Below are 24,361 nucleotides of genomic sequence, written 5' to 3'. Positions count from 1 at the left end.
GCGTCGGTGGCGACGGGCATCGATGTACCGGCACGGCCCCTCGCGTCGGATCCCGGGTGCGGGTGCGTTGTGGTGGCCGGTTCGGATTTCAGCCCCGGGAGGGGGAGTTTCAGCCTCTCCGGCGTTTGATGAGCTGGGTCTGGGGCGGAGCCCCGGGTGTGGGACGGGTAGGGGCGGAGGGGGCGAAAGAGTGCCTGTGGCCAGGGGGCGGAGAAAACTTCGGGTTTGGGGGATTGAGTTGGTTCTGCGGGGGCAGGCGATCCCTACCCCCACGGGATCCGGTGCTGTCGGGAAGGGGGGAGATCCCTTCCCGGAGTGCCCGGTAACCCCTTTGGCGGTCGCCGAGTTCACCCTCTCCCGAGCTCGGCGACCGCCTGCCCGGGGGATCCACGGGCCATCTGTGGGGTGGGCCACACGGACCCTGACGTCCGGCGTCCCGGATGCGCGATAGCCTGGCGGCGGATCTCTCTTGACGCCGAGAGATCGATCATCGGGACCTTTGATCGATCATTGCGGTGGTTGCAGGGGACGATCCTGCACCCGGGGCAGGGACGCCCCACCGCCAGCTGTCATACGGAGAACGCCATGACTCGCACTCCCGTGAACGTCACCGTCACCGGCGCGGCCGGCCAGATCGGTTACGCCCTGCTCTTCCGCATCGCCTCCGGCCAGTTGCTCGGCGCGGACGTGCCGGTCAAGCTGCGCCTCCTGGAGATCACGCCGGCGCTGAAGGCCGCCGAGGGCACCGCCATGGAGCTCGACGACTGCGCCTTCCCGCTTCTTCAGGGCATCGACATCACGGACGACCCGAACGTCGCCTTCGACGGCGCCAACGTCGGTCTCCTCGTCGGCGCCCGCCCCCGTACCAAGGGCATGGAGCGCGGCGACCTGCTCTCCGCCAACGGTGGCATCTTCAAGCCGCAGGGCAAGGCCATCAACGACAACGCCGCGGACGACGTCAAGATCCTGGTCGTCGGCAACCCGGCGAACACCAACGCGCTGATCGCCCAGGCCGCCGCTCCGGACGTACCCGCCGAGCGCTTCACCGCCATGACCCGTCTGGACCACAACCGCGCGCTGACCCAGCTCGCGAAGAAGACGGGCACCACGGTCGCCGACATCAAGCGACTGACCATCTGGGGCAACCACTCCGCCACCCAGTACCCCGACATCTTCCACGCCTCGGTCGACGGCAAGAACGCCGCCGAGGTCGTCAACGACGAGAAGTGGCTGGCGGAGGAGTTCATCCCGACCGTCGCCAAGCGCGGTGCGGCGATCATCGAGGCCCGTGGCGCGTCCTCGGCCGCCTCGGCCGCGAACGCCGCCATCGACCACGTGTACACCTGGGTCAACGGCACCGCCGAGGGCGACTGGACCTCCATGGGTATCCCGTCGGACGGTTCGTACGGCGTGCCGGAGGGTCTCATCTCCTCCTTCCCCGTCACCACGAAGGACGGCCGCTACGAGATCGTCCAGGGCCTGGACATCAACGAGTTCTCCCGCACCCGCATCGACGCCTCCGTCAAGGAGCTCGAGGAGGAGCGCGAGGCGGTCCGTTCCCTCGGCCTGATCTGATCCGGCGCGAACCGAGCCGAGCCTGACCGGTAGGGGTCCGGCCCGGCGGTGTTCGCTCCACCGCGACACGCGCGATGCCCGGGTGGTGAATCACCATCCGGGCATCGGTGTGTCCGGATCCGGTCGTTCCGCCGTCCGGGGGCGTCCGGGTCGTCGCGCAGGGGTGTTCGGGCGTACGGAAAGTACGTATCGAACGTATGTGCTTTGTCGGCATAAAAAGGGGTGCTGACGGCGGAAACCTCACTATCGTCGTTACGTACGGTCCGCCGGGGGGCATGGGCGCGGCAGAGGTTCGGCGGGAAGCGCGCCGAGATCGGGCCGTCGGGTGGGGCCGACGGGGAGCGGGGGGTGACGGGATGGCGCAGCGATGGGACGCGGACCGTCGGCAATGGGTCGACGACGGTACGGGCGGGACCGACGGTGGGGTCCAGGACGGTGTGGACGCCGGCGGAGCGCCGCCGGCCGGGGATCAGTGGTGGGCGGCGGCCACGCAGGCGGGTCCGCTGCGGCCTGATTCCTATCCGCCTGCGGGTTCCATGCCGCCACAGCCGCCCCAGCCGTCGCCGCAGCAGCAACAGCAGCAGCAACAACAACAGCAGCAATGGGCCCAGGCCCAGGCTGCCTGGTCGCACCAGCAGTCACAGCCGCAGACGTGGCCCGGTGGCGTTGTGCCGCCCGGGGGCGGCGGCCCGCGGGGCTCCGGTGACTCGCGGCGGCTGCTCCTGGTGATCGTGGCCGTGGCCGTGCTGGCGGGCGGTGTGGGCGGCGGGCTGTGGGCGTTGACCCGGAGCGACTCGGCGAGGCATCAGGGCGCGCACCCCTCCACTCCCTCGGTCACCGTCACGGCGCCGCAGCCCGGCGCGACCCCGGGCACCTCGAACAACTCCGGCGGCGAGGGCGTGTACACCGCCCCGGCCGTGACCACCGCCCCGGCACCGGCTCCCGGTTACAGCCGCTCGGTCGATCCGGTCGGCTACACCGTGGACGTGCCGGACGGCTGGGCGCGCGAGGAGAAGCAGGGCAAGCTGGCGCCCGTCGTCACCTACACGGCACCTGACGGAAGCCGCAGGCTCCTGGTGTTCGAGATCATGGAGCCCTCGGCGGCGGAGTCCTCGGCGCAGGCCGAGAGCATCGCGAAGGGGGCCAAGGACTACCAGTACCTGGACCGGCGGACCGGCACCGGCTGGACGGAGTTCAGCTACAGCTACTACGACAAGCGGTACGGGGCCACCCAGACCATCGACCACCGTTTCCAGGCCGCCGACGGCACGCCGTACGCCATCGTCGCGAGCGGTCCGCCGGGCACGGACATGACCGGGCAGCTCACGACGGCCGTGAACTCCTTCTGCCCGACCGGGTCCGCCTGCGCGAACCTCGCCTGACGCCGACCGGCCGACCGGTCGCCCCTGGCGCGGGATGTCGGCCGCGTATGCGTCGAGGCAGGCGCGGGTGTCGGGAGAGACGCCGTCGGCCTTGTCTCCTTTCGGGGGGTTTTTCCGTGATCCGGCGCACTTCGGATGCCCGATCGCGCATGCGGCCGGGGCCGAGGGGCAGGTGCTCACAGCTCACGGGGGCGACACCCACGTGACGCAGGGGGACCGCACAGGAACGGAAGGCAACACCGACCATGGCCGGACTGCAGGCAGAACAGACCATCCACGTGGGCGGCGAGTGGCGCGCGGCGCTCTCCGGCGCGACGCGCGAGATCCTCGACCCAGCCGATGCCGAGCCGTTCGCCGTGGTCGCGGAAGGGGACGAGAAGGACGCGGACCTCGCGGTCGCCGCCGCGCGCAGCGCCTTCGACGAGGGGCCCTGGCCGCACACCCCCGTCACCGAGCGCGCCGCCCTGCTGCGCCGCGTCGCCGGCCTCCTCGTCCGCGACCGCGAGGAACTCGGCCTGCTGGAGAGCCGGGACGCGGGCAAGACCCTGGAAGAGGGGCGCGTCGACATCGACTGCGTCGCCGACGCCTTCCGCTACTTCGCCGACCTCGTGGTGGGGGAGGGCGGCGGCCGCGTGGTGGACGCCGGTTCGTCCGACGTCCACAGCGTCGTCGTGCACGAGCCCGTCGGTGTGTGCGCGCTGATCACGCCGTGGAACTATCCGCTGCTGCAAGCCAGTTGGAAGATCGCTCCGGCCCTCGCCGCCGGCAACACCTTCGTGGTCAAGCCCAGCGAGATCACCCCGCTGACGACCGTCGCCCTGCTCCGGCTGCTGGCCGAGGCGGGCCTCCCCGACGGTGTCGCCGGTCTCGTCACCGGCCCCGGACACTCCGTCGGCGCCCGTCTCGCCGAGCACCCCGACGTCGACCTCGTCTCCTTCACCGGAGGCCTCGCCAGCGGTACGAAGGTGGCGCGCGCCGCCGCCGACACGGTCAAGAAGGTCGCGCTCGAACTCGGCGGCAAGAACCCCAACGTCGTCTTCGCCGACGCCTGTTCCACCGAGAAGGGATTCGACACCGCCGTCGACCAGGCCCTCAACGCCGCCTTCATCCACAGCGGTCAGGTGTGCTCGGCCGGTTCGCGGCTCATCGTCGAGGAGACCCTGCGCGAGCGTTTCGTCGCCGAACTCGCCCGCAGGGCAAGCGCGATCAGGCTCGGCCGCGGCACCGAGGACGGTGTCGAGTGCGGCCCGCTGGTCTCCGAGCAGCAGCGCGCGAAGACCGAGGCGTACGTCGCCTCCGCGCTGGCCGAGGGCGCGGTGCTGCGCGCCGGCGGCAAGCGGCCCGAGCCGTCCGACGTCCGGCCCGCCACCGGCTGGTTCTACGAGCCGACCGTGCTCGACCAGTGCCACCGCGGCATGCGCGTCGTCCGCGAGGAGGTCTTCGGGCCCGTCCTGACCGTGGAGACGTTCACCACCGAGGACGAGGCCGTCGCGCTCGCCAACGACACCGAGTACGGCCTCGCGGGCGCTGTGTGGACCGCCGACGCCGGCCGCGCCCGCCGTGTCGCGGGGCGGCTGCGGCACGGCACCGTCTGGATCAACGACTTCCACCCCTACCTCCCGCAGGCGGAGTGGGGAGGCTTCGGCCGCAGCGGCGTCGGGCGCGAACTCGGTCCCGCCGGACTCGCCGAGTACCGGGAGACCAAGCACGTCTACCAGAACCTCGCGCCCGCGCCCGTCCGCTGGTTCGCCGGCTGACTCCGGCACCCGGCAAGCCCCCCACCTTCACGGCCTTTTGGAGTACCCCTTCATGTCCCAGCACGAGAACACGTACGACTACGTCGTCATCGGCGGCGGTACGGCGGGCTCCGTGATCGCGTCCCGCCTCACCGAGAACCCGGATGTCAGCGTCGCCGTCATCGAGGGCGGCCCCAGCGACGTGGGACGCGAGGACGTCCTCACCCTGCGCCGCTGGATGGGCCTGCTCGGCGGGGAACTCGACTACGACTACCCGACCACCGAACAGCCGCGCGGCAACTCGCACATCCGGCACAGCCGCGCCCGGGTGCTCGGCGGCTGCTCGTCGCACAACACGCTGATCGCGTTCAAGCCGCTGCCGTCCGACTGGGACGAGTGGGAGGCGGCCGGCGCCAAGGGCTGGGGCGCGGCGCCGATGGAGGCGTACTGGACGCGGCTCCTGAACAACATCGTCCCGGTCGACGCGAAGGACCGGAACGCCATCGCGCGGGACTTCGTGGACGCCGCGCGGTCCGCTCTCGGTGTGCCGCTGGTCGAGGGCTTCAACCGGCAGCCGTTCACCGAGGGCGCCGGCTTCTTCGACCTCGCGTACCACCCGGAGGACAACAAGCGGTCGAGCGCCTCCGTGGCGTATCTGCACCCCGTGATGGACGAGCGGCCCAACCTGACGCTCCTGCTGGAGACCTGGGCGTACAAGCTGGAACTGGACGGGAAGCGCGTCACGGGCGTGCACGTCCGCACGAAGGACGACGAGGAGGTTCTCGTCCGCGCCCGCCACGAGGTCCTGCTCTGCGCGGGCGCCGTCGACTCGCCGAGGCTGCTGCTGCACTCCGGCATCGGGCCCGCCGGTGATCTGGAGGAGCTGGACATCCCCGTCGTCCACGATCTGCCGGGCGTCGGCGAGAACCTGCTCGACCACCCCGAGTCGGTGATCGTCTGGGAGACGAACGGGCCGATCCCGGAGAACTCGGCGATGGACTCCGACGCGGGTCTGTTCGTGCGCCGTGACCCCGAACAGCCGGGCCCCGACCTGATGTTCCACTTCTACCAGATCCCCTTCACGGACAACCCGGAGCGCATCGGCTACGAACGTCCCGCGCACGGCGTCTCGATGACGCCCAACATCCCCAAGCCACGCAGCCGCGGCCGTCTTTACCTCACCAGCGCCGACCCGACCGTCAAACCCGCCCTCGACTTCCGGTACTTCACGGACGAGGACGACTACGACGGCCGCACCCTCGTCGACGGCATCCGGATCGCCCGTGAGATCGCCGCGGCCGAACCGCTCGCCGGCTGGCTCAAGCGGGAGGTGTGCCCCGGACCCGACGTCACCGGTGACGAGGAACTGAGCGCGTACGCACGCCAGGTCGCGCACACCGTGTACCACCCGGCGGGCACCTGCCGGATGGGCGGGCTCGGTGACGAACTCGCCGTCGTGGACCCCGAACTGCGCGTCCACGGCCTCGACGGCATCCGGATCGCCGATGCCTCGGTGTTCCCGGCCATGCCCGCCGTGAACCCGATGGTCGGGGTGCTCATGGTCGGGGAGAAAGCCGCCGACCTGATCGGAGGTGGCGCGCGATGAACACGCCCACCGGCGCCCAGGGCGCCACCACCGCCGACCGCCCTGTCTTCTCCGTACGCGGCCTGTGGAAAGTGTTCGGCCCGAAGGCCGACCGTGTCCCCGGCGACCCCGCACTCGCCTCCCTCGACGCCGCCGCCCTGCGGGCCGCCACCGGCTGCACCGCCGCCGTCCGTGACGTCGGCTTCGACGTGCGCAAGGGCGAGGTCTTCGTCGTGATGGGCCTGTCCGGTTCCGGCAAGTCCACCCTGGTGCGCTGTCTCACCCGGCTGATCGAACCCACCTCGGGAAGCCTCGCGATCGACGGCGAGGACGTCCTCGCGATGGACAAGGGCCGGCTGCGCGAACTGCGCCGCCACCGCGCCGCGATGGTCTTCCAGCACTTCGGCCTGCTGCCGCACCGCACCGTCCTCGACAACGTCGCCTACGGCCTGGAGATCCAGGGCGTCTCGCGCGAGGAACGCCGGGCGAGGGCCGCCGAGGTCGTCGCCAAGGTCGGCCTGGAAGGCCTGGAGCAGCGCAGACCGGGCGAGCTGTCCGGCGGTCAGCAGCAGCGTGTCGGGCTGGCCCGCGCGCTCGCCGTCGACCCCGAGGTCCTGCTCTTCGACGAGCCGTTCAGCGCGCTCGACCCGATGATCCGGCGTGACATGCAGGAGGAGGTCGTCCGGCTGCACCGCGAGGAGGGCCGCACGATGGTCTTCATCACCCACGACCTGACCGAGGCCCTGCGTCTCGGCGACCGCATCGCACTGATGCGCGACGGGCGGATCGTCCAGCTCGGCACCCCCGAGGAGATCGTCGGCTCCCCGGCCGACGCCTACGTCCGCGAGTTCGTCCGGGACGTGCCCCGCGAGCAGGTCATGACCGTCGGCACGGCGCTGCGGGCAGGGGACTGCGGCGGGCCGGACCACCCCGGCGCGCTCACGCCCGGCACCTTGGTCGCCGAGGCCATCAAGACCGTGTCCGGCAGCGGGCGCGCCGCCTGCGTGGTCCAGGACGGCCGCTGCCTCGGCGTCGTCGACCACGAGCGGCTGCTCGCCGTCGTCGCCGGAACGGACCTGCGCGCCGAAGCGAGGACACACGCCGAAGCGGACCTGCGTGCCGACGCGGGCCTGGGTGCCGGAGCGGAGCCAAGCGCCGGGGCCGACCTGGGTGCCGGAGCGGACCCACGTGCCGGGGCGGGTCCGCGGACGGAGGCGGTGTGATGGCCACAGTCACCGCGTCCGCTCCCCGTACCGTCCTGCCCGCCCGTCTGCGGCACCCCGCCGTCGGCAAGCTCGTGCTGCTCACCGTCCTCGCGGCGGTGCTCGTGCCCCTCGCCGACGCCCGCTGGTCCAGCGGAAGCTGGCCGCACGCCCTGACCGTCGACCTGACCGGACCGCTCGGCAGGGCCGGCGACTGGATCATCGACAACCGCGACAGCCACCCGCTGTTCCTGTACTTCTTCGGCTACGTCAGCAACGCCGTCGTCCTCTCCGTACGCGCCGTCTATCTGCTGCTCCTCGCGGGCGGCTGGGCCGGGGTGACCGCTCTGGCCGCCCTCGTGGCCTGGCGGGCCGCCGGAGTGCGGCAGGCCCTCGGCACCGGTGCCGCGTTCCTCGTCTGCGGACTGCTCGGCATGTGGGTGCCCACCATGCAGACGCTGGCGGTCATGGTCGTCGCCGTGCTCGCCTCCGTCGCGCTGGGCGTGCTGCTCGGCCTCGCCGCCGGGCTCTCCGACCGCACCCACCGCGCACTGCGCCCCGTCCTCGACACCATGCAGGTGCTTCCGGCGTTCGCGTATCTGCTGCCCGTCGTGCTGGTCTTCGGCATCGGTGTTCCGGCGGCCGTGCTCGCCACCGTCGTCTACGCCGCCCCGCCCATGGCCCGTCTCACCGCGCTCGGCCTGCGCGACGCGGACGAGGGCGTGATGGAGGCCGTCGCCTCGCTCGGGGCCACGGCCCGCCAGCGTCTGTTCACCGCCCGCCTTCCACTGGCCCGCAGGGAACTCCTCCTCGGCCTCAACCAGACGATCATGATGGCGCTGTCCATGGCCGTCATCGCGTCCGTGATCGGTGCCGGTGGCCTCGGCGACCGCGTCTACCAGGCCCTCGCCTCCGTCGACGTGGGCGCCGCACTCGCCGCCGGCATCCCGATCGTCCTGCTCGCCGTCGTCCTCGACCGGGTCACGGCCGCGGCGGGTGAGCGGCTCGGGGCGGCCCGCGAGAACACCTCCCGGCTGTACGGGGCGCTCGCCGCCGTGGCCGTCCTCGCCGTCGTGCTCACCGGCCGCCTCGCGGGCCGGACGGAATGGCCCGACGCGTGGGCGGTGAACATCGCCGAGCCGGTGAACCACGCCGTCGACTGGATGACCGGCCACCTGTACTCGGGCGTCCCGTACGTCGGCGGCACCGCCGACTGGGCGGGCCACTTCACCACCTGGGTCCTCGACCCGCTCCGGGACGGACTCCAGTGGCTGCCGTGGTGGGCCGTCCTGCTGACCGTCGCCGCCCTGGCCTGGCTGATCGGCACCTGGCGCACCGCCCTGACCGCCGTCCTCGCGATGGCCGCGATCGGCGTGCTCGGCGCCTGGAAGCCGTCCCTCGACACGCTGTCGCAGGTCCTCGCGGCCGTCGCCGTGACCCTCGTGATCGGCTTCGCCGTCGGCGTCGCGGCAGCCCGCAGCGAACGGTTCGAGCGCCTGCTGCGGCCGGTCCTCGACGTCTGCCAGACCATGCCGCAGTTCGTCTACCTCATCCCCGTGGTCGCGCTGTTCGGCATCGGTCGCGCCCCCGCCGTCGCCGCCGCGGTCGTCTACGCGCTGCCCGCCGTGGTCCGCATCACCACCCAGGGGCTGCGCGCCGTCGACCCGGCCGCCCTGGAGGCCGCCCGCTCGCTCGGCGCGACCCCCGCGCAGCAGCTGCGGCAGGTCCAGCTTCCGCTGGCGCGGCCCGCGCTGCTGCTCGCCGTCAACCAGGGCGTCGTCCTGGTCCTCGCCGTCGTCATCATCGGCGGTCTGGTCGGTGGTGGCGCGCTCGGCTACGACGTCGTGTTCGGTCTGGCCCAGGGCGACCTGGCCACCGGACTGGTCGCGGGCGCCGCGATCGTCTGCCTCGGCCTGATGCTCGACCGGGTGACCCAGCCGACCGGACGCCGCGCGAAGAAGGGAGCCTGACATGCGAGTTCGTACGACATCCGCGGTGGCCGGCGCCTCGGCCCTGCTGCTGCTCACCGGCTGTGGCGCCGCCGACATGACCAAGCAGGCCTCGCCCTTCGCGAACGCCCGGGGCGCGAAGACGGTGACCCTGTCCGTGCAGTCCTGGGTCGGCGCCCAGGCCAACGTGGGCGTGGCGCGGTACGTGCTCGAACACGAGCTGGGCTACCGCGTCGACACCGTCCAGGTCGACGAGGTGCCGGCCTGGGACGCGCTCAGCCAGGGCCGCGTCGACGCCATCCTGGAGGACTGGGGCCACCCGGACCAGGAGAAGCGCTACGTCACCGACAAGAAGACGATCGCGCCCGGCGGCGACCTCGGAGTGACCGGGCACATCGGCTGGTACGTCCCGACGTACTTCGCGAAGCAGCACCCGGACGTGACCGACTGGAAGAACCTCGACAAGTACGCCGACCGGATGCGCACACCCGAGAGCGGCGGCAAGGGACAGCTCCTCGACGGCTCCCCGTCGTACGTCACCAACGACAAGGCGCTGGTGACCAACCTGAAGCTGAACTACCAGGTGGTGTTCGCCGGTTCCGAGGCCGCGCAGATTACGCAGATGAAGCAGTTCGCGAAGGAGAAGAAGCCCTTCCTCACGTACTGGTACTCCCCGCAGTGGCTGTTCGAGAAGGTGCCCATGACCGAGGTGAAGCTGCCCGCCTACAAGGAGGGCTGCGACGCCGACGCGGCGAAGGTCGCCTGCGCCTACCCGCACACCCCGCTGCAGAAGTACCTGAACGCCGACTTCGCGAGGACCGGTGGCAGGGCGGCCGCCTTCCTGAAGAACTTCAAGTGGACCACCGAGGACCAGAACGAGGTCTCCCTGATGATCGCCAACGACAGGCTGACGCCCGAGGAGGCGGCGAGGAAGTGGGCGGACCGCCACCGGTCGACCTGGCGGGCGTGGCTGCGCCCGTGACGGCCGCCGCGACCTGAGGCGAGCCGCCGCGCGGCCAGGACCTGTCCGACAGCCCTAGCGCAGCTTCGCCGCGATGTCTTCGAGCGCCTCGGTCGCCCGGCGTTGCAGACCGGGGCCGAACGTGACCCGTGTGGCGCCCAGTTCACCCAGTTCGGCGGGAGAGGTCCCGTCGAGCCGGGCGAACGCGTTCAGGGGGCCCTGGACACCGGACCGCAGCAGCGGGAGCACCTGGGCCGGGGCCCCGATCGGATACACGCAGTCCGCTCCCGCGGCGACGTAGAGCGCGGCCCGCTCGATGGCCCGCTCGGGATCCCCGTCCCCGTACGCGAAGACATCGATACGGGCGTTCACGAACAGCAGGTCCGCCGCCGCGCTCCGCACCTCGGCCAGCCAGTCGGCGTGCCGGGCCGCGTCCTTGAGGACCCCGCCCTCGGAGTCCTCAAGGTTGCAGCCGACGGCCCCCGCCTCCAGCAGCCGCTCCACCAGCTCTCGGGGCGCCAGCCCGTAGCCGCCCTCGACGTCCGCCGACACCGGCACGTCGACCGCGCGGGCGATCCGCGCGACGGCCGCGAACATCTCGGCGGCGGGCGTCTCCCCGTCCGCGTACCCCAGCGACGCGGCCACCCCGGCGCTGGGTGTGGCGAGCGCGGGGAACCCCGCGTCCGCGAACACCCGGGCGCTCGCCGCGTCCCAGGGCCCGGGCAGCACCAGCGGATCACCCGGCACGCGTCCGTGGTGCAGCGCCCGGAACCGCCCGGCCCCGCCCGCCACTGGGTGTTCCCCGGCCTGCCGGGCCGTCACTTGTGCCCGCCCGGCCGGTAGTGGCCGGGCACCATGCGGCAGGTCACGGCGAACCGGTTCCAGGCGTTGATCATCGTGATCGAGGCGATCAGCTGGACCAGGTCGGCCTCCTCGAAGTGCCGGGCCGCGCGCTCGTACACCTCGTCCGGCACGAAGCCGTCCGTCAGGACCGTGACGGCCTCGGTCAGCTCGATCGCCGCGAGCTCCTTCTCCGTGTAGAAGTGCCGCGACTCCTCCCACGCGCCGAGCTGCACGATCCGCTCCACACTCTCGCCCGCCGCGAGCGCGTCCTTGGTGTGCATGTCCAGGCAGAACGCGCAGTGGTTGAGCTGCGAGGCGCGGATCTTCACCAGTTCGAGGAGCGTGGGGTCCACCCCGCGCCGGGCCGCCGCGTCGAGCCTGACCATCGCCTTGTAGACCTCGGGGGCGAGCTCGGCCCAGGCCAGCCGGGGGGCGTGCTCGGGCGCGTACGGCGCGGTGGCGGCGGGCGCCGCGGAGGCGGTGGGAGGGGAGCCGGCGTCGGTCGCGGGGGCTGTCGGGGTGGGCTGGGTAGTCATGTCCTGCGTCGTCATGCCATCGACCCTACGAGGGGAGTAGCCCAGGGGTATGGTCCATTCCCATGGGGAAAACATGGGCCACTCTGGGTGTCGACCTCCATGTCGAGCCGACCGGGTCCGGTATCCGCAAGGGGCTGACGGAGGCGCTGCGCGAGGCCGTCCGCAGCGGCCGGCTGGCCCCCGGGACCCGTCTCCCGTCCTCCCGCTCCCTCGCCGTCGACCTCGGCGTCGCCCGCAACACGGTCGCCGAGTCCTACGCCGACCTCGTCGCCGAGGGCTGGCTCACCGCCCGCCAGGGCTCGGGCACCCGGGTCGCCGAGCGGAGCGTCGTACGGCCGGCGCCCCAGGCCGCGCCGCGCCGCCGCGAACAGGCCCGTCCCGCCTACGACCTCGTCCCCGGCCGACCCGATCTCGCGTCCTTTCCGCGCGCCGCCTGGCTCAAGGCGGCCCGCCGCGCCCTGACCCGCGCCCCGCACGAGGCCCTCGGCTACGGCGATCCACGCGGCCGTCCCGAGCTGCGCACCGCCCTCGCGGGCTATCTCTCCCGCGCCCGGGGCGTCCGCGCCGACCCGGAGCGCATCGTGATCTGCTCCGGCTTCTCGGACGGCCTCACCCTGCTCGGCGCGGTCCTGCGCCGCCGGGGGCTCCGCTCGATCGCCGTGGAGTCGTACGGGCTGGACGTGCACTGGACGCTCCTGCACCGGTCGGGGCTGCGTACGGTCCCCCTGCCGTTCGACGAACTGGGCACCGACACCCGGGACATGACGGGTGCGCGGGCCGTACTCCTCACCCCCGCCCACCAGTTCCCGATGGGCGTGCCGCTGCACCCGGACCGCCGGGCCGCCGTCATCGCCTGGGCCCGCCGCACCGGCGGGCTCGTCCTGGACGACGACTACGACGGCGAGTTCCGCTACGACCGGCAGCCCGTCGGCGCGTTGCAGGGACTGGATCCCGGCCACGTGGTCCACCTGGGCACCGCCAGCAAGTCCCTGGCCCCCGCGCTGCGCCTCGGCTGGCTCGTCCTGCCGCCCTCGCTCGTGGACGAGGTGGTCTCCCTGAAGGGGGAGGGAGGCTGGTCCACCGGGGCACTGGACCAGCTGACCCTGGCGGAGTTCATCACCTCCGGCGCCTACGACCGGCACGTCCGCGCCGCCCGCCTGCGCTACCGGCGCCGCCGCGACGCCCTCGTCACGGCGCTCGCCACCCACGCCCCGGAGGTGCGCGCCACCGGTATCGCCGCCGGACTGCACGCGGTGCTCCGGCTCCCGCCCGGCACCGAGGGGCCGGTCGTCCAGGCCGCCGCCTTTCAGGGCCTGGCCGTCCACGGCCTCTCCCACCACCGCCATCCGCAAGCGGTCGTCCCGCACCGGGACGCCCTGGTCGTCGGCTACGGGACCCCGCCGGATCACGCCTGGTCGGGCGCCCTGGACGCCCTGTGCCGGGCCCTTCCCTGAAGACGCGCTCCCTGAAGACGCGCTCCCTGAAGACGCGCTCCCTGAAGACGCGCTTCCTGAAGACGCGCTCCCCGAAGACTCACGGCACCGGCACGGACGGCTTCGTGGCCGGCGCCTCGCCGAACCGCGCGAGCGCCAGGGCCCCCGCCACCGCCACCGCGAAACCGAGGACCGCCAGCCAGGTGAACCCCTCGCGGGTACGGTCGCCCAGCCACACCACGCCCACCAGCGCGGGCCCGATGGTCTCCCCGATGACCAGCCCGGCGGTGGCCGTCGTCACCGAGCCCCGTTCCAGGGCCGTGGTGAGCAGCAGGAACGCCGCACCGCCGCCGACCAGCAGCGCGTACGTCGCCGGATTGGCCAGCAGCGTCACCGGATCGAGGTCGGCGATCAGCCGTACCGCCACCTCCACCACCCCGAACCCGAACCCCGAGCCGAGTCCCAGCGCGAGCGCCCGCCCCCGGTCGGGCAGCCGTCCGCCGACGAGCGCCAGCACCAGGACGGCCACGGACGTCCCCAGCATCGCGTACTTCAACGCCAGGGACCCCGTCCGGTCGCCCTCCGCGCCGGACGCCAGACCCAGCATCGCGAGACCGGCGCACACCACCGCCACCGCGCCCCACTCGACCCCGCTCAGCCGCACGTGCAGCAGTCGCGAGGCGACCACCGCCGTGACGGCCAGGCTCGCCGCGAGGGCCGCGCCGACCGCGTAGATCGGAATCGCCCGCAGCGCGACGATCTGGAGCAGGAACCCGACCCCGTCGAGGCCCAGTCCCGCCAGATAGCGCCACTGCCGCAGCGCCCGCAGCAGCAGGACCGCCGCGCCGCCGGCTCCGCCGTCCGTCCCGCCCTCGCCCGCGGCCCGCGCGGCCATCGCCTGGAGAACCGTGGCCGTACCGAAACACACCGAGGCACCAAGGGCGCACATCATTCCAAAGAGCACGAAGCGACTGTAGGGGACGGCGCATCGCCGGGGGCCGCCGTGGACGCACCGAGTGGGATCTCTAATCTGTCCACCTCAATCAAAAGCGATCGGCTTGGATCAAACGGGGGAACGAACATGGCAGACGTACGGCGCCAACTGCGCTCGGGCACGGTCGTCCTCGGCGGCATGGGACTTCTCGCGGCGACGCTCACCGCCTGCTCCTCGGAGCCCGACAAGCGGTGCGTCGACCGTGACAGCTACCGCCGCGGCAAGGGCTACGAGGTCGTCGCCGACAAGTACTGCAAGTCCTCCACGAGCACGCACCACGTCGGCTGGTACTACGGCGGCGACAAGAAGAGCAGCCGGGTCCGGGACGGTTCCTTCGTCAAGCCCAGCGGCTCCGGGAGCTCCGGCGGTTCGGGCGGCGGCGTCCACCGGGGCGGCTTCGGCGGCGGCAAGGGCGGCTCCGGCGGCTGACCCGCGGTCCTGGGGCCGGAGCGCGTGCTCGGGCCCCCGACCGGACGCCGAGACGGAGAACCCACCCGCCCGCCGAGACGGAGAACCCCGCGCCCCATGGAACGCCGCACCATCACCCCCCGCCCCGGCTGGCAGCAGACCGTCGAGCGGCAGGGACTGATCTACCCGCTCACCCGCCACCCCGACGACTCACTGCGCCCCTACTGGGACGAGAGCGCCTACTACGCCTTCTCGCTGCCCGAGGTGGAGGCACTGGAGGAGGTCGTCGAGGAACTGCACGTCATGTGCCTGACGGCGGCCGGTCACATCGTCGAGCGGGGCCGCTTCACCGACCTCGGCATCGACGATCCCCGGGTCGCGGCGGCCGTCGCCGAGGCCTGGCACCGGCGCGGCGAACTCCCCTCCGTCTACGGCCGTTTCGACCTCCGCTACGACGGAACGGGCCCGGCGAAACTCCTTGAGTACAACGCCGACACGCCGACCTCCCTGGTGGAGGCCGCCGGCCCGCAGTGGTTCTGGATGGAGGACCGCTTCCCCGGCGCCGACCAGTGGAACTCCCTCCACGAACGCCTCGTGGCGGCCTGGAGGAAGCAGGCCGCCCTCCTCCCGCCGGGCAGCCCGCTGCACTTCGCGCACTCCGCCGAGGACGAACTCGGCGAGGACCTGATGACGGTCGCCTACCTGAAGGAGACCGCCGAGCAGGCGGGACTCGACACGGACTGGATCTCCATGGAGGAGATCGGCTGGGACCCGCTCTCCGGCCGCTTCGTCGACAACCGGCTCGGGTTCATCCGCGCCTGCTTCAAGCTCTACCCCTGGGAGTGGCTCACCACCGACGCGTTCGCCGGCCACGTCCTGGACACCCTCGACAACGGCGGCGGCACCGGTACGACCCTGTGGATCGAGCCCGCCTGGAAGATGCTCCTCTCCAACAAGGCCCTCCTCGCCGTCCTCTGGGAGCTCTACCCTGGCCACCCGAACCTCCTGCCCGCCTATCTCGACGGCCCCCGCGAGCTGGCCCGTACGAACGGCTACGTCGCCAAGCCCCTGCTCGGCCGCGAGGGCGCCGGTGTGACGATCCACGAACCCGGCGCCGCCCCCGCCGTACGCGAAGAGGCCTGCTGCTACCAGGAACTGGCGCCTCTCCCGTCCTTCGACGGCAACCGTGTCGTCCTCGGCGCCTGGGTCGTCGAGGACGAGTCGGCGGGCCTCGGCATCCGGGAGTCCTCCGGCCCGATCACGGACGAGTACGCCCGCTTCCTGCCCCACGTGATCCTCTAGGGGCGCCGTTCGGGGCGCCGCTCGAAGCGTTCCGGGTCCGGGCGGGCGCCCGTGACGGGACCTAGGCCCCCAGCACCGCCCGCAGCTGGGTCAGGCCCCAGGCCAGGTCCTCCTCGGTGATGACCAGCGGCGGGGCGATCCGGACGGTGACGCCGTGGGTGTCCTTGACCAGGACACCCCGGTCCATCAGCTTCTCGGAGATCTCCCGGCCCGTGCCGTGCTCCGGGGCGATGTCGACGCCCGCCCACAGCCCGCGCCCGCGCACCGCGGTGACATGACCGGAGTCCTTCAACAGGCCCAGTTCACGGTGCAGATGCTCACCGAGCTCGGCCGCCCGCCGCTGGTACTCGCCCGACCGCAGCATCGCGATCACCTCCAGCGCCACCGCGCAGGCCAGCGGATTCCCGCCGAAGGTCGACCCGTGCTCGCCGGGCCGGAACACCCCCAGCACGTCCGCACTCGACACCACCGCCGACACCGGCACCACTCCGCCGCCGAGCGCCTTCCCGAGGACGTACATGTCCGGCACGACACCCTCGTGCTCGCACGCGAACGTCCGGCCCGTGCGCCCCAGTCCCGACTGGATCTCGTCCGCGACGAACAGCACGTCGCGCTCCAGCGTCAGCTCCCGCACGGCCGGCAGATAGCCGGCCGGCGGCACCAGCACCCCCGCCTCCCCCTGGATCGGTTCCAGCAGCACGGCCACCGTGTTCTCCGTGACCGCCGCCCGCAGGGCCGTCAGGTCCCCGTACGGCACGATCTCGAATCCCGGTGTGTACGGGCCGAAGTCGGCCCGGGCCTCCGGATCCGTCGAGAAACTGATGATCGTCGTCGTACGCCCGTGGAAGTTGTTGCCCGCGACCACGATCTTCGCCATCTCGGCCGGGACGCCCTTGACCCGGTACCCCCACTTCCGGGCCGTCTTCACCGCCGTCTCCACCGCCTCCGCCCCGGTGTTCATCGGCAGCACCATCTCCATGCCGCACAGCGAGGCCAACTCCCGGCAGAAGTCCGCGAACCGGTCGTGGTGGAACGCCCGCGACGTCAGCGTCACCCGGTCGAGCTGCGCCTTGGCCGCCTCGATCAGCCGCCGGTTGCCGTGGCCGAAATTCAGCGCCGAGTATCCGGCCAGCATGTCGAGGAAGCGGCGCCCCTCGACGTCCGTCATCCAGGCCCCGTCCGCCGTCGCCACGACGACCGGCAGCGGGTGGTAGTTGTGCGCGCTGTGCGCGTCGGCCGAGGCGATGTACGCCTCCGTCGTCTCCCTGGCATCCATGGTGGTCACGGGATCTCCGTTCTCTGTCGAGCGGCACCGGGGGAGCGGCGCGGTCCTCCCCGGCGCGCCGCACGGCGCGTTCTCCCCGGGCCCGGACTCGTGCCGCCCGCGCGCAGGTGGGCTTCCGGCCTCCTTCCTATCGTCGCTCGCATGGTGGACCGGGGACCCCGGTGATCCGGCGCGCCCGGTAGGCTGACCGGCGGGGCCGTGACTGGCGCGCTGGGATGGGACCGACCATCGGGGAGCGGCACCCGCGCTGTGGCTTCCCCGGGGTGATCCCGGACCTCTGGACGGAGAGGCAGGCCGTCGTGAGGGGCCCGGAGTGTCCGGGCGAGGAGTCGTGGCAACCGAGTGCCGTGCGCCTGGGCCGACCCGTGAACGCTGAAAGCAACGTCCGGAGGCCGTCATGCCTGAGCCCCTTTCCACCGAGTCCACCGCCTTCCGCAGCGCCCTCGACGTGATCCGGGCCGTGGAGCCCCGCGTCGCCGACGCGATCAGCCAGGAAGTCGCCGACCAGCGCGACATGCTGAAACTGATCGCCTCCGAGAACTACGCCTCCCCGGCCACCCTGCTGGCCATGGGCAACTGGTTCAGCGACAAGTACGCCGAGGGCACCGTCGGCCGCCGCTTCTACGCCGGCTGTCGCAACGTCGACACCGTCGAGGCCCTCGCCGCCGAGCACGCCCGCGAACTCTTCGGCGCCGAGCACGCCTACGCCCAGCCGCACTCCGGCATCGACGCCAACCTCGTCGCCTTCTGGGCCGTCCTCGCCGCCCGCGTGGAGGTCCCGGCTCTCGCCAAGGCCGGCGTCCGCAACGTCAACGACCTCTCCGAGGCCGACTGGGCCGAACTGCGCCAGGCCTTCGGCAACCAGCGCATGCTCGGCATGTCCCTGGACGCCGGCGGCCACCTCACCCACGGCTTCCGCCCGAACATCTCGGGCAAGATGTTCGACCAGCGCTCCTACGGCACCGACCCCGCCACCGGTCTCATCGACTACGAGGCCCTGCGCGCCTCCGCCCGCGAGTTCAAGCCGCTGATCATCGTCGCCGGGTACTCCGCCTACCCCCGCCTGGTGAACTTCCGCGTCATGCGCGAGATCGCCGACGAGGTCGGTGCCACCCTCATGGTCGACATGGCGCACTTCGCCGGCCTGGTCGCGGGCAAGGTCCTGACCGGCGACTTCGACCCGGTCCCGCACGCCCAGATCGTCACCACCACCACGCACAAGTCGCTCCGCGGCCCGCGCGGCGGCATGGTCCTGTGCGACGAGACCCTCGCCGAGCAGGTCGACCGCGGCTGCCCGATGGTCCTCGGCGGCCCGCTTCCCCACGTCATGGCCGCCAAGGCCGTCGCGCTCGCCGAGGCCCGCCGCCCCGAGTTCCGCGGCTACGCCCAGGCCGTCGTCGACAACTCCCGTGCCCTGGCCGAGGGCCTGATGCGCCGCGGCGCCACCCTGGTCACCGGCGGCACCGACAACCACCTCAACCTCATCGACGTGGCCTCCTCCTACGGCCTGACCGGCCGCCAGGCCGAGTCCGCCCTGCTCGACTCGGGCATCGTCACCAACCGCAACGCGATCCCCGCCGACCCGAACGGCGCCTGGTACACCTCCGGCATCCGCATCGGCACCCCCGCGCTGACCACCCGCGGTCTCGGCGCGACCGAGATGGACGAGATCGCCGGGCTGATCGACCGGGTCCTCACCGCCGCCGAGGCCGGCACCACCGCCAAGGGCGCCCCGTCCAAGGCGCAGCACGTCCTGGACGCGAAGATCTCCGACGAGATCGCCCACCGCGCGAGCGACCTGCTCACCGGCTTCCCGCTCTACCCGGAGATCGACCTCGGCTGACGCACCGCACCGGGGCCGGATTTCTCCGGCCCCGGACTGCGGACACGGCCTAGACCTCGACCAGTTCCTGGCGTGGTTCCCGCAGCGGTTCGGCGTCCCCGGCGTCCCCGGCGTCCCCGGTGTCCCCGGTGTCCCCGGTGTCCCCGGCGTTCACCTGCCGGACCTTCGCGCGGCGGATGAACCACGTGGCCCCGGCGCCGAGGGCCAGGCCCGCCGCGAGTCCGGGTACCGCCCATACCGCCGGGTCCGGCTCCACCCGGACGGCGGACGCGGCCGGCCCGGAGCCGAACAGTCTTCCCCCCTGCGTGAGCTGGTCGAACACCGAGAGCGGCGCCCGGTGCCAGCGGAAGTCGCCGCCCACGAGGTCGGGAGCCAGATCCGACCGCACCCACGGCGCGCCGTCCGCGGTGAGGAACACCTGGTCCTGGCGTTCGATGGCGACGTCACCCCCGGCACCCGTGACTCCCCAGATCACCGTGACCTCAGGAACGGGAAGGCGGCCGTCCGCCCACTCGCCGGGCGTCTTCTTCGGCCCCGTGTACCGGGGGGACAGCAGCCGCCACAGCCGTCCGAAATCCGGATCGCCGCTGTGCAGGGTGGTCGTCCGTCCCGTGTCACCGGCGACGGTCAGGACGATGTCCGGGCTGTCGCCCGAGGAGCCCTGCGCGGCGTACTCCGCGCTCTCCCGGACCGCCGACGCGACCATCGGTGTGTTCGCCGGGGGGCCGGCCAGGGCGGACGGTGCCGCCGACACCACCGCCGCGGCGGTCGCCCCCAACGCCCCCATCACCGTGACCAGTTCACGAAGCCCGCGCATGGAACCCCCAAACGGCCGACGCAGAGCCGGCCCGCACACCGTTGTGCCAATTTCTGGGTGCGCCGAAGGACCCGCCGGGGGTTCCCCTCGACGGCGACGTCCGAGCAGCGCTCCACCCTGCCGAATACGGCTACCTGGGCGGACCGGCATTGTTAAGCGCCCGTGACGCCGAAAGCACCCCCTCCAGGCAGAACGTCATCTCACCGTTGCACTTCCATGACGGCGAGTGTCCGAAAGCCGCTCAGGTGAGCGAAACGGTCACCGTCTGTGCTGCCGGGTCGGGGCTCGGGAGGGCACGGTTCCCCCGGAACCGCGGCGCCGACGCACCCGGGTCACGTCTCTTTCCGGCCAGTTCCGGAGCGGGCCCCGGTACCTGAGAGAATGGTGAACATGGCCTCTGACAGTCCTCGCGTGCTCTCCGGAATCCAGCCCACGGCAGGCTCGTTCCACCTCGGCAACTACCTCGGCGCCGTCCGTCAGTGGGTGGCGCTCCAGGAGTCCCACGACGCGTTCTACATGGTCGTCGACCTGCACGCGATCACGATTCCCCAGGACCCCGCGGACCTGCGTGCCAACACCCGGCTCGCGGCGGCGCAGCTCCTCGCCGCGGGACTCGACCCCGAGCGCTGCACGCTCTTCGTCCAGAGCCATGTCCCCGAGCACGCGCAGCTCGCCTGGGTGATGAACTGCCTCACCGGCTTCGGCGAGGCCTCCCGCATGACCCAGTTCAAGGACAAGTCCGCCAAGCAGGGCGCCGACCGCGCGAGCGTGGGCCTCTTCACGTACCCGGTCCTCCAGGTGGCGGACATCCTGCTGTACCAGGCCCACGAGGTCCCGGTCGGTGAGGACCAGCGTCAGCACATCGAGCTGACCCGCGACCTCGCGGAGCGCTTCAACGGGCGCTTCGGCGACACCTTCCGGATTCCCAAGCCGTACATCCTCAAGGAGACGGCGAAGATCTTCGATCTCCAGGACCCGTCGATCAAGATGAGCAAGTCGGCGTCGACGCCGAAGGGCCTCATCAACCTGCTCGACGACCCGAAGGTGACCGCCAAGAAGGTCAAGAGCGCGGTCACCGACACGGACACCGTCATCAGGTACGACGCGAGCGCCAAGCCGGGTGTCAGCAACCTGCTGACCATCTACTCGACGCTCACCGGCACGGGAATCGGCGAACTGGAGGAGAAGTACGTCGGCAAGGGCTACGGTGCGCTGAAAACGGACCTCGCCGAGGTCATGGTCGACTTCGTGACGCCGTTCCGGGAGCGCACCCAGCAGTATCTGGACGACCCCGAGACGCTCGACTCGATTCTGGCCAAGGGCGCGGAGAAGGCGCGCGCCGTCGCCGCCGAGACGCTCGCCCAGGCGTACGACCGGGTCGGATTCCTGCCCGCCAAGCACTGACGGCCGAGGCCACCGCCGTGCGCGGGGCCGCGCCCCGGCCCTCCGGCGGCGGCACGGCCCCTACCACACCACCTTCGGCAGTCAGTACGAGACGAGCGCGACACTCCTACACACGCCGATTGCGGGTCATACCGCCGTACAGTCGAAAGCCGGGGGCGGGCCGAGCGATCGTCCCCTCCCGCGCAGCACCACCGAACAGCCCTGACCATCGACAACGACAGGAGACGACGTGGGGACCGTAACGATCGGTGTGTCGATCGCGGTCCCGGAGCCTCACGGCAGCCTGCTCCAGGAGCGGCGCGCGGGCTTCGGCGACCCCGCGGCTTGCTGCATTCCCACGCACGTCACGCTGCTGCCGCCGACCGAGGTCGAGGAATCGGCGCTGCCCGCGATCGAGGCGCACCTCGTCGAGGTCGCCGCCGCCGGGCGCCCGTTCCCGATGCGGCTGTCCGGCACCGGCACCTTCCGCCCCCTGTCACCGGTCGTGTACGTCCGCGTCGCCGAGGGCGCCGAGGCCTGCACCTGGCTCCAGAAGCAGGTCCGGGACGCCTCGGGCCCCGTCGCCCGCGAGCTCCAGTTCCCGTACCACCCGCACGTCACCGTGGCGCACGGCATCGACGACGAGGCGATGGACCACGCCTTCGAGGCCCTCTCCGGGTACGACGCCGGGTGGCCCTGCACCGGATTCGCCCTCTACGAGCAGGGCGCCGACGGTGTGTGGCGCAAGCTCCGCGAGTTCGCCTTCGGCGGCGCGGTGGTGCCCCCGCAGGCCACCTCGCCCGAGCGGGACACCACACTGCCGGCGCTCTGAGGTCCCCGGAACGTCAGAGCGGCAGCCGCCTGAAGACCGCGCGCGGCGTGTGCCGCAGCGCGGACATGACCATCCTCAGGGCCCCCGGCACCCACACCGTCTCGGAGCGGCGCCGCAGCCCCAGTTCGATCGCCGCGGCCACCGCCTCCGGAGTGGTCGACAGCGGCACCTCGGGCAGATGGGCCGTCATCCGCGTACGGACGAACCCGGGGCGTACGACCATGACATGCGCGCCGGTTCCGTGGAGGGCGTCGCCCAGGCCCTGCGCGAAGGCGTCCAGGCCCGCTTTGCTGGAGCCGTAGATGAAGTTCGAGCGGCGGGCGCGTTCGCCCGCGACAGAGGACAGCACCACCAGGGAGCCGTGCCCCTGCGTCTGCAGCGCCCGCGCGCACACCAGGCCCGAGGACACCGCGCCCGTGTAGTTGGTCTGCGCGACCCGGACCGCCGCGACCGGTTCCTTCTCGTCCAGAGCCTGGTCGCCGAGCACCCCGAAGGCCATCAGCACCACGTCGATGTCGCCCTCGGCGAAGACCTTGCCGAGCACGGCCTCGTGGGACTCGGGATCGAGGGCGTCGAAGGCGAGGGTACGGACGTCCGCGCCGAGCCCGCGCAGCCGCTCGGCGGCCTCCTCCAGGGCGGGGGCCGGCCGTCCGGCGAGCCACACCGTGCGGGTCCGCCGGGTGATCAGCCGGCGCGCCGTGGCCAGCGCGATCTCGGACGTGCCGCCGAGGACCAGCAGGGACTGGGGGATACCGAAGGCGTCCTTCATGACAGCGAGCTCCTAGAGACGGGGAACCGGAGGGGCGGGCGGGAACGGGCGCTCTGCGGGCCGGGAACGGCGCCGGGGCCCTCTACAGGCCGAGCCGGCGGGACAGGTCGGAGGTGAAGACCCCCCGTGGGTCCAGCTCCTGGCGCAGCGACCGGAACGCGCCGAGCCGCGGGTACATGACGTCCAGCAGTTCGGGCCGCAGCCGCGCGTCCTTGGCGAGGTACACGCGTCCGCCGGCCTCCGCCACCTCCTCGTCCAGCTCGTCGAGGAAGGCGCCGAGGCCCGGCAGGCCCGCCGGGATGTCCAGGGCCAGGGTCCAGCCGGGCACGGGGAAGGACAGCCAGCCCGGATCGCCCTCGCCGAAGCGCTTCAGGACGGCGAGGAAGGACGGGCAGCGGCGTTCGGAGATGCGCCGCACGATCCGTCGCAGGGTCTCCTCCCGGCCGTGTCCGACGACGAACTGGTACTGGACGAAGCCGCCGCGCCCGTAGACGCGGTTCCAGTGCGGCACCCCGTCCAGGGGGTGGAAGAAGGCCGGGATCGGCTGGAGTTCACCGGTCCGCAGCCGGGGCGCCTTGCGGTACCAGAGTTCGTTGAAGAGGCCCACCGTCGTCCGCCCGAGGAGTCCTTCGGGTACGAAGGCGGGGGCCGCAGGCAGGCGCGAGGGGCGGAACGCCAGCGGGTGTCTGCGGGCCCGCGGGGGCAGCGCGTCCAGCGGCGCGTGCTCGCCGCGGGTCAGGACCGCGCGCCCCGTCCCGGCCCCGCGCGCGAGGAGGTCGATCCAGGCCACCGAGTAGCGGTACCGGTGGTCGGTGGCGGTGAGGCGGGCCATCAGGTCGTCCAGGTCCGCCGCGCGTTCGGTGTCGACGGACATCAGGGCGGTCTCCACCGGCTGGAGGCGGACGGTCGCCGTCAGGATCACGCCGGTCAGACCCATGCCGCCCGCCGTGGCGTCGAACAGCGGGGTGCCGGGCCCGACCGTCCGGATCTCGCCGTCCGCCGTCAGCAGCTCGAAGGACAGGACGTGACGGGCGAAGGAGCCCGACACATGGTGGTTCTTGCCGTGGATGTCCGCGCCGATCGCGCCGCCCACGGTCACGTAGCGGGTCCCCGGCGTCACCGGCACGAACCAGCCGAGGGGGAGCAGGACCTCCATGAGCCGGTGCAGGGACACCCCCGCGTCGCACAGGACCGTGCCGCCGCCCACGTCGATGGCGTGGATCCGGTCCAGGCCCGTCATGTCGAGCACCGCCCCGCCCGCGTTCTGCGCGGCGTCTCCGTAGGCCCGTCCGAGCCCCCGGGCGATCCCGCCCCGGGCCCCGCACTCCCGGACGGCGGCCGCCGCCTCCCCGTAGGTGCGCGGGCGGACCAGACGGGCGGTGGTCGGGGCGGTGCGGCCCCAACCCGTGACGGAGACGGAGTCGGCAGGCATGACCGTGACCGTAGCGCCGCCGAGGGTGCGCAACGGGGCAATCTACCCAGCGCTCCCGGCTCCTCACCGAAATGGGTGATTAATGGGATGTCGT

The 24,361-nt window shown here is 72.3% G+C and carries 21 protein-coding genes; 13 read left to right on the top strand and 8 right to left on the bottom strand.

What is annotated here, in order from left to right:
* Window positions 1–585: 585 nt before the first annotated feature.
* The 7 genes from ACF07B_RS40635 (at window position 586) to ACF07B_RS40605 (ending at window position 10,411) form a co-directional block, all read left to right on the top strand.
* Window positions 586–1,575 (top strand): malate dehydrogenase, encoded by a 990-nt coding sequence (locus ACF07B_RS40635; RefSeq protein WP_392182640.1) that lies wholly within the window; start codon window positions 586–588, stop codon window positions 1,573–1,575.
* A 356-nt stretch (window positions 1,576–1,931) separates the two neighbouring features.
* Complete coding sequence (locus tag ACF07B_RS40630; protein ID WP_392182639.1) at window positions 1,932–2,957, top strand: hypothetical protein; 1,026 nt, start codon at window positions 1,932–1,934, stop codon at window positions 2,955–2,957.
* A 245-nt stretch (window positions 2,958–3,202) separates the two neighbouring features.
* A complete protein-coding gene (locus tag ACF07B_RS40625) occupies window positions 3,203–4,714 on the top strand; it encodes an aldehyde dehydrogenase family protein (protein WP_392182638.1) in 1,512 nt (503 codons plus the stop codon).
* A 52-nt stretch (window positions 4,715–4,766) separates the two neighbouring features.
* Complete coding sequence (locus tag ACF07B_RS40620) at window positions 4,767–6,299, top strand: GMC family oxidoreductase (protein ID WP_369483439.1); 1,533 nt, start codon at window positions 4,767–4,769, stop codon at window positions 6,297–6,299.
* A complete protein-coding gene (locus tag ACF07B_RS40615) occupies window positions 6,296–7,501 on the top strand; it encodes a glycine betaine/L-proline ABC transporter ATP-binding protein (RefSeq protein ID WP_392182637.1) in 1,206 nt (401 codons plus the stop codon). Before ACF07B_RS40620 ends, ACF07B_RS40615 begins: the two co-directional genes overlap by 4 nt.
* On the top strand, window positions 7,501–9,450 hold the full coding sequence (locus ACF07B_RS40610; RefSeq protein ID WP_392182636.1) for an ABC transporter permease: 1,950 nt from the start codon (window positions 7,501–7,503) through the stop codon (window positions 9,448–9,450). Before ACF07B_RS40615 ends, ACF07B_RS40610 begins: the two co-directional genes overlap by 1 nt.
* Before the next feature lies 1 nt (window position 9,451).
* On the top strand, window positions 9,452–10,411 hold the full coding sequence (locus tag ACF07B_RS40605) for an ABC transporter substrate-binding protein (protein WP_392182635.1): 960 nt from the start codon (window positions 9,452–9,454) through the stop codon (window positions 10,409–10,411).
* A 54-nt stretch (window positions 10,412–10,465) separates the two neighbouring features.
* Here ACF07B_RS40605 and ACF07B_RS40600 read toward each other — a convergent pair whose 3' ends face one another.
* Both ACF07B_RS40600 and ACF07B_RS40595 read right to left on the bottom strand, forming a co-directional pair.
* Entirely contained in the window at window positions 10,466–11,182 is a 717-nt protein-coding gene (locus tag ACF07B_RS40600) for an isocitrate lyase/phosphoenolpyruvate mutase family protein (protein WP_392182634.1), read from the bottom strand.
* Between the two features lie 26 nt (window positions 11,183–11,208).
* Window positions 11,209–11,769, bottom strand: a complete 561-nt coding sequence (locus ACF07B_RS40595; RefSeq protein WP_392182645.1) for a carboxymuconolactone decarboxylase family protein — start codon at window positions 11,767–11,769, stop codon at window positions 11,209–11,211.
* Between the two features lie 62 nt (window positions 11,770–11,831).
* Here ACF07B_RS40595 and ACF07B_RS40590 point away from each other — a divergent pair, with 62 nt between their 5' ends.
* A complete protein-coding gene (locus tag ACF07B_RS40590) occupies window positions 11,832–13,223 on the top strand; it encodes a PLP-dependent aminotransferase family protein (RefSeq protein WP_369483448.1) in 1,392 nt (463 codons plus the stop codon).
* Here ACF07B_RS40590 and ACF07B_RS40585 read toward each other — a convergent pair.
* Window positions 13,175–13,306 carry a pentapeptide repeat-containing protein gene (locus ACF07B_RS40585; RefSeq protein WP_392182633.1) on the bottom strand — a complete coding sequence of 44 codons (132 nt, stop codon included), beginning with the start codon at window positions 13,304–13,306 and terminating at the stop codon, window positions 13,175–13,177. The genes ACF07B_RS40590 and ACF07B_RS40585 overlap by 49 nt on opposite strands.
* Entirely contained in the window at window positions 13,303–14,154 is an 852-nt protein-coding gene (locus ACF07B_RS40580; RefSeq protein ID WP_369483463.1) for a hypothetical protein, read from the bottom strand. The genes ACF07B_RS40585 and ACF07B_RS40580 overlap by 4 nt, the downstream gene beginning before the upstream one ends.
* A 129-nt stretch (window positions 14,155–14,283) precedes the next feature.
* Between ACF07B_RS40580 and ACF07B_RS40575 the strand changes: the two genes are divergently transcribed.
* Window positions 14,284–14,625, top strand: a complete 342-nt coding sequence (locus ACF07B_RS40575; RefSeq protein ID WP_384239519.1) for a hypothetical protein — start codon at window positions 14,284–14,286, stop codon at window positions 14,623–14,625.
* 96 nt (window positions 14,626–14,721) lie between these two features.
* The gene (locus ACF07B_RS40570; protein WP_392182632.1) at window positions 14,722–15,906 is read left to right on the top strand and encodes a glutathionylspermidine synthase family protein; all 1,185 of its coding nucleotides are present in this window, start codon (window positions 14,722–14,724) and stop codon (window positions 15,904–15,906) included.
* A gap of 61 nt (window positions 15,907–15,967) precedes the next feature.
* On the opposite strand, the gene rocD is transcribed toward ACF07B_RS40570, so the two are convergent.
* On the bottom strand, window positions 15,968–17,182 hold the full coding sequence (rocD, locus tag ACF07B_RS40565; RefSeq protein WP_392182644.1) for an ornithine--oxo-acid transaminase: 1,215 nt from the start codon (window positions 17,180–17,182) through the stop codon (window positions 15,968–15,970).
* A 406-nt stretch (window positions 17,183–17,588) separates the two neighbouring features.
* On the opposite strand from rocD, the gene ACF07B_RS40560 reads away from it, so the two are divergent.
* Window positions 17,589–19,034 (top strand): glycine hydroxymethyltransferase, encoded by a 1,446-nt coding sequence (locus tag ACF07B_RS40560; RefSeq protein WP_369483452.1) that lies wholly within the window; start codon window positions 17,589–17,591, stop codon window positions 19,032–19,034.
* Window positions 19,035–19,083: 49 nt separating this feature from the next.
* On the opposite strand, the gene ACF07B_RS40555 is transcribed toward ACF07B_RS40560, so the two are convergent.
* Window positions 19,084–19,851 (bottom strand): hypothetical protein, encoded by a 768-nt coding sequence (locus ACF07B_RS40555; RefSeq protein ID WP_392182631.1) that lies wholly within the window; start codon window positions 19,849–19,851, stop codon window positions 19,084–19,086.
* Between the two features lie 390 nt (window positions 19,852–20,241).
* Here ACF07B_RS40555 and trpS point away from each other — a divergent pair, with 390 nt between their 5' ends.
* The gene (gene trpS, locus ACF07B_RS40550; protein WP_362407438.1) at window positions 20,242–21,255 is read left to right on the top strand and encodes a tryptophan--tRNA ligase; all 1,014 of its coding nucleotides are present in this window, start codon (window positions 20,242–20,244) and stop codon (window positions 21,253–21,255) included.
* Window positions 21,256–21,484: 229 nt separating this feature from the next.
* Window positions 21,485–22,066 (top strand): 2'-5' RNA ligase family protein, encoded by a 582-nt coding sequence (locus ACF07B_RS40545; RefSeq protein WP_362407435.1) that lies wholly within the window; start codon window positions 21,485–21,487, stop codon window positions 22,064–22,066.
* 13 nt (window positions 22,067–22,079) lie between these two features.
* Here ACF07B_RS40545 and ACF07B_RS40540 read toward each other — a convergent pair whose 3' ends face one another.
* Together ACF07B_RS40540 and ACF07B_RS40535 are read right to left on the bottom strand one after the other, a co-directional pair.
* Window positions 22,080–22,835, bottom strand: a complete 756-nt coding sequence (locus ACF07B_RS40540; RefSeq protein ID WP_369483454.1) for a decaprenylphospho-beta-D-erythro-pentofuranosid-2-ulose 2-reductase — start codon at window positions 22,833–22,835, stop codon at window positions 22,080–22,082.
* Between the two features lie 82 nt (window positions 22,836–22,917).
* The gene (locus tag ACF07B_RS40535) at window positions 22,918–24,267 is read right to left on the bottom strand and encodes an FAD-binding protein (protein WP_392182630.1); all 1,350 of its coding nucleotides are present in this window, start codon (window positions 24,265–24,267) and stop codon (window positions 22,918–22,920) included.
* Window positions 24,268–24,361: the final 94 nt, after the last annotated feature.

Origin of the sequence: Streptomyces sp. NPDC015532, assembly GCF_043078065.1 — a bacterium.
GTDB lineage: Bacteria > Actinomycetota > Actinomycetes > Streptomycetales > Streptomycetaceae > Streptomyces.
This window is presented reverse-complemented; position numbering and strand designations above follow the sequence as displayed.

Bases quoted from the DNA above. Each gene is read 5' to 3' on its own strand.
- ACF07B_RS40540 (WP_369483454.1), bottom strand. From the start codon at position 22,835: ATGAAGGACGCCTTCGGTATCCCCCAGTCCCTGCTGGTCCTCGGCGGC.
- ACF07B_RS40570 (WP_392182632.1), top strand. From the start codon at position 14,722: ATGGAACGCCGCACCATCACCCCCCGCCCCGGCTGGCAGCAGACCGTC.
- ACF07B_RS40620 (WP_369483439.1), top strand. From the start codon at position 4,767: ATGTCCCAGCACGAGAACACGTACGACTACGTCGTCATCGGCGGCGGT.
- ACF07B_RS40555 (WP_392182631.1), bottom strand. From the start codon at position 19,851: ATGCGCGGGCTTCGTGAACTGGTCACGGTGATGGGGGCGTTGGGGGCG.
- ACF07B_RS40605 (WP_392182635.1), top strand. From the start codon at position 9,452: ATGCGAGTTCGTACGACATCCGCGGTGGCCGGCGCCTCGGCCCTGCTG.
- ACF07B_RS40580 (WP_369483463.1), bottom strand. From the start codon at position 14,154: ATGATGTGCGCCCTTGGTGCCTCGGTGTGTTTCGGTACGGCCACGGTT.
- ACF07B_RS40610 (WP_392182636.1), top strand. From the start codon at position 7,501: ATGGCCACAGTCACCGCGTCCGCTCCCCGTACCGTCCTGCCCGCCCGT.
- ACF07B_RS40535 (WP_392182630.1), bottom strand. From the start codon at position 24,267: ATGCCTGCCGACTCCGTCTCCGTCACGGGTTGGGGCCGCACCGCCCCG.
- rocD (WP_392182644.1), bottom strand. From the start codon at position 17,182: ATGGATGCCAGGGAGACGACGGAGGCGTACATCGCCTCGGCCGACGCG.
- ACF07B_RS40590 (WP_369483448.1), top strand. From the start codon at position 11,832: ATGGGGAAAACATGGGCCACTCTGGGTGTCGACCTCCATGTCGAGCCG.
- ACF07B_RS40635 (WP_392182640.1), top strand. From the start codon at position 586: ATGACTCGCACTCCCGTGAACGTCACCGTCACCGGCGCGGCCGGCCAG.
- ACF07B_RS40560 (WP_369483452.1), top strand. From the start codon at position 17,589: ATGCCTGAGCCCCTTTCCACCGAGTCCACCGCCTTCCGCAGCGCCCTC.
- ACF07B_RS40595 (WP_392182645.1), bottom strand. From the start codon at position 11,769: ATGACTACCCAGCCCACCCCGACAGCCCCCGCGACCGACGCCGGCTCC.
- ACF07B_RS40625 (WP_392182638.1), top strand. From the start codon at position 3,203: ATGGCCGGACTGCAGGCAGAACAGACCATCCACGTGGGCGGCGAGTGG.
- ACF07B_RS40575 (WP_384239519.1), top strand. From the start codon at position 14,284: ATGGCAGACGTACGGCGCCAACTGCGCTCGGGCACGGTCGTCCTCGGC.
- trpS (WP_362407438.1), top strand. From the start codon at position 20,242: ATGGCCTCTGACAGTCCTCGCGTGCTCTCCGGAATCCAGCCCACGGCA.
- ACF07B_RS40630 (WP_392182639.1), top strand. From the start codon at position 1,932: ATGGCGCAGCGATGGGACGCGGACCGTCGGCAATGGGTCGACGACGGT.
- ACF07B_RS40615 (WP_392182637.1), top strand. From the start codon at position 6,296: ATGAACACGCCCACCGGCGCCCAGGGCGCCACCACCGCCGACCGCCCT.